Raw genomic sequence first — 3,948 nt, forward strand, 5'->3', positions numbered from 1 at the left:
GGAACACTTACAGTGGCATCCATGAGTACATTTACTTCTTGTAAGGATTATGATGACGACATCAGCAACTTGCAAGGTCAGATCGACAAGCTTGCTACTGCCGATCAGCTTAAGCAGAAGGTTGAAGAGCTCCAGGCTTTGATTTCTTCTAACCAGACTGGCATCAGCTCACTTGAAACAAAGTTGGCTGAGGTTAAGGCTACTGCTGACAGCAAGGCTACTCTTGATCAGGTTAAGGACATCTTGACAGGTTATGCAACCAACGAGAGCGTTACCAAGGAGGCTAATGAGATTGTAAATGCTGCAATCAAGGCTCTCCAGGAAAAGGATATCAAAGACTTGAAGGCTTTGATTGAAACGGCTCAGGGTACTGCTGACAAGGCAGTACAGGATGCAGAAGATGCAAAGACTGAGATTCTTAAGACTTTGGATGACTATGCATTGAAGTCAGATGTTGAAACTGCTCAGGGTACTGCTAAAGACGCTTTGGCTAAGGCTATTGCTAACAAGACTGCTATCGAGAACGCACTCAAGACTCTCGGTACTGGTTTCGATGAGAAGAAAACAGTAGCAGCAGCTATCGAGACTATCAATGGTCAGTTGACAGCAAAGAATACAGGTCTTGCTGGTCTCGACGGACGTCTGTCTGTTATTGAAGCTGCATTGAAGAGTGATGAGAGTGGCGATAAGCTCACTAATCTCAAGCTTAAGATTGACAACATCGAGAACAAGTTGAAGGACATCATCGGTCAGTACTCTACAATGGTAACTGACGTTCAGTTGTTCGAGTTTGCTGCTCCTAACGCAAGCCTTTCTGCTTATAATCATGAGTTGAACTTTATTCAGGCTGCTGAGCAGAAGAATACTTTCCCTAAGGATGCAAAGGTTGCTGGCAAGCAGTTGACATTCGAGGATGGTAAGTATTATATTGGTGAGGACAGCTTGATTGTTCGTGTATCTCCAGTTGATGCTGAGTTGACAGCAAGCAATGTTTCTTTGATTAATTCTCAGGGTAAGGAGCTTAACGGTATCGTTGACGTAACTAGCGTTAGCAGATATAACGGCTTGCTCAGCACTTCTCGTGCAAACTCTGGAAATAGTGGTCTTTGGGTTGTTAAGTTCAAGGCAACAGAAATGGGTGCTAAGTTTGACGAAGCAGCAAAAGTTTCTGTTAACGGTAGTACAGTTCCAGAGAAGATTCTTTATGCTGTAGCTGTTAAGAATACCTATAACACTACAGGTGAGGAGAAGGAACTGGAAGAGGCTATTGAGTTTGCTAAAAAGCATCAGCCTAAGAAAAATAAATAAGGTAGATATCCCGTTTTATTAATCAATAAAAGAAATGATTATGAATACAATGAAATCATTATTCGCTGCGTCACTGCTTGCCATCGCATCATCTAGTGCTATGGCACAGGCTACTTACACCGACCAGAACGGTGATGAGTATACTTTCAACAAGCATTGGTTCCTGGATCTGCAGGGCGGTGCTCAGTATACACTCGGTGAGGCTAAGTTCGGTGACTTGCTTTCTCCTAACGTACAGCTGGGCTTGGGCTACCAGTTCTCTCCTGTCTTTGGTATGCGCTTGCAGGCTAACGGTTGGCAGAGCAAGGGTGGCTGGGCTGGTTTCCGTGCTCAGAAGGGCGAAACTCCTTACAACGCTCAGTATAAATATAAGTATGTGGCTCCTGGTGTTGACTTCATGTTCAACCTCAGCAACCTCTTCTGCGGTTGGAACCCTAACCGTGTGCTGAACGTTACTGCCTTCGCTGGAGCTGGCGCCAACATCGCTTGGGATAACGACGAGGTGAATGAGTTAGCTGCAACCATCAAGAACCTGAATGCCTACAACCTGGAGTATCTCTGGGATGGTACCAAGGTTCGCCCTTACGGTCGTGCTGGTATCGAGTTGGCTTTCAAGGTCAGCAAGTCTGTCAGTCTGATGATTGAGGGTAACGCCAATGTTATTTCAGACAAGTACAACTCAAAGAAGGCAGGTAATCCTGACTGGTATTTCAATGCTTTGGCTGGTCTTCGCATCAACCTGGGCAAGAGTGCTACCAAGAAGGAGAAGCCAGTAGAACCAGAACCAGCTCCTGCACCAGTTCAGAAGGTTGAGGAGCCAGCACCTGCTCCAGCACCTGTTGAGAAGAAGGTTGAAGAAATCCGTCGTGATATCTTCTTCACCATCAACTCTAACAAGATTTCTGAGAAGGAAAACAAGAAGATTCTCGAAGTCATCGACTTCCTGGTGAAGTATCCTGAGGCTAAGGTTGTTGTTACCGGTTATGCTGATAAGGGTACTGGTAATGACAGAGTGAACGACCGCATCGCTGCCAAACGTGCTGCTGCCGTTGTCTGGATGTTGGAGAAGCGCTATGGCATTCCTGCTGAGCGCATCACAGAAGAGTCAAAGGGTGCTCGTGTTCAGCCATATGCAGAGAATGACAAGAACAGAGTATCCATCATGATTGCTAAATAATATCTGGCGTTAGCCAAATATTATTTATCACTAATTCTGGATTCGGGGCAAGGCTGTAAAGCTTACCTGAATTCATGCTTTTAGCGAGGTTTCTTTTTCAAGAAGCCTCGCTTTTTTGGTTTCTTACTTTTGGAAAAGTTAGTTGTAAATTCATTCGTACATTTTTGATTCTGCCTGTTCTTCCTTTGCCAAAGAGGTGTTTTTGCAATCCACCCCGTCCCTCCTTAGCCAAGGAGGGCTCCACTTTCTCCCCAAGCCCCTCTTCCTCAGGAAGCGGGGATGTAACCGCCCTGCAGTGCTGTCTTTTTCGATCCACCCCGTCCCTCCTTAGCCAAGGAGGGCTCCACCGCTTTCCCCAAGCCCCTTTCCCCTCAGGGGACAGGGGATGTAACCGCCCTCCGGTGCTCAGAACCGCTTCGCTCTAAGGTTGGCGGGGCATCAAAGCCCTCGCCATATTCTGCGGGATGGGACCGCCTGGGGAACTTTTAAAGGTAAAAGGGTAAAAAGGTAAAAAAGTAAAAAGGTAAAAAAGTAAAAAATCTGCGTCATCTGCGCAATCTGCGTGACTTTTATAAGGTAAAATAGTAAAAGAAAGAATCTGCGGGAATCTGTGAGAACTGCGGGACTTTAGAAGGGCTGCTTATTGGATAATTGGCTGATAACTTGAAGATTTCTTGCTTTTTTCTTGGTGGTTTCAAGAAAAAAACGTACTTTTGCAACTAAAGTTAAACGTTTATAAATAAAAGATTATGGCAACATTAACTATACAAGTGGAGGACAAAAGTGTTATGGCAGGACTTAAGAAGGTACTTGAGTCAATGAAAGGTGTCGTAATTGTTCCCAATCATCAGAAAAAATCCGGTATAGAGGAAGCAATGGATGATATTCGCCATGGTAGAGTTACTGAGTATAAAAGTGCTGATGATATGTTCGAAAAGTTGGGAATATGAAATACAAAATCATAGCTACCAAACACTTTCAGAAGGATGTGAAACGTTGTAAAAAACGTAATCTTCCAATGGAAAAGCTAAAGAAGGTAATTCGCTTACTCGAAGAGACAGGACAATTACCTTCTGAATATAAACCGCATAAACTATCTGGGCAATATGCAGGAAGCTGGGAATGTCATATTATGTCTGATTGGTTGCTGATTTGGACACAAAATAATGAGGATTTGGTATTGGTAATGACTAATACCGGTTCTCATAGTGATGTCTTCTAAAAATCACCCTTACATAGTCTTTATGCCCCCTTCAGTAATCCTTGTTTAGATCGGAAACCTCAGGTACGAGAGGGTGTAACCGCCCTGCAGTGCTGTCTTTTTCGATCCACCCCGTCCCTCCTTAGCCAAGGAGGGAGCTTTTCGATCCACCCCGTCCCTCCTTAGCCAAGGAGGGCTCCACCGCTTTCCCCAAGCCCCTTTCCCCTCAGGGGACAGGGGATGTAACCGCCCTCCGGTGCTC

At 45.0% G+C, this 3,948-nt stretch carries 3 protein-coding genes and 1 pseudogene; all 4 read left to right on the forward strand.

Annotation, left to right across the window (positions count from 1 at the left end; all coding sequences use genetic code 11):
* Nucleotides 1–1,308: pseudogene (locus tag ACTQ53_RS17200) on the forward strand (hypothetical protein); the annotation flags it as partial.
* Nucleotides 1,309–1,348: 40 nt separating this feature from the next.
* Entirely contained in the window at nt 1,349–2,485 is a 1,137-nt protein-coding gene (locus ACTQ53_RS17205) for an OmpA family protein (protein WP_441934512.1), read from the forward strand.
* A gap of 749 nt (nt 2,486–3,234) precedes the next feature.
* The gene (locus ACTQ53_RS17210) at nt 3,235–3,435 is read left to right on the forward strand and encodes a hypothetical protein (RefSeq protein ID WP_441934514.1); all 201 of its coding nucleotides are present in this window, start codon (nt 3,235–3,237) and stop codon (nt 3,433–3,435) included.
* Entirely contained in the window at nt 3,432–3,707 is a 276-nt protein-coding gene (locus ACTQ53_RS17215) for a type II toxin-antitoxin system YafQ family toxin (protein ID WP_441934516.1), read from the forward strand. The genes ACTQ53_RS17210 and ACTQ53_RS17215 overlap by 4 nt, the downstream gene beginning before the upstream one ends.
* Nucleotides 3,708–3,948 lie beyond the last annotated feature (241 nt).

Source organism: Prevotella sp. Sow4_E9_plate (assembly GCF_052116205.1).
Taxonomy (GTDB): domain Bacteria; phylum Bacteroidota; class Bacteroidia; order Bacteroidales; family Bacteroidaceae; genus Prevotella.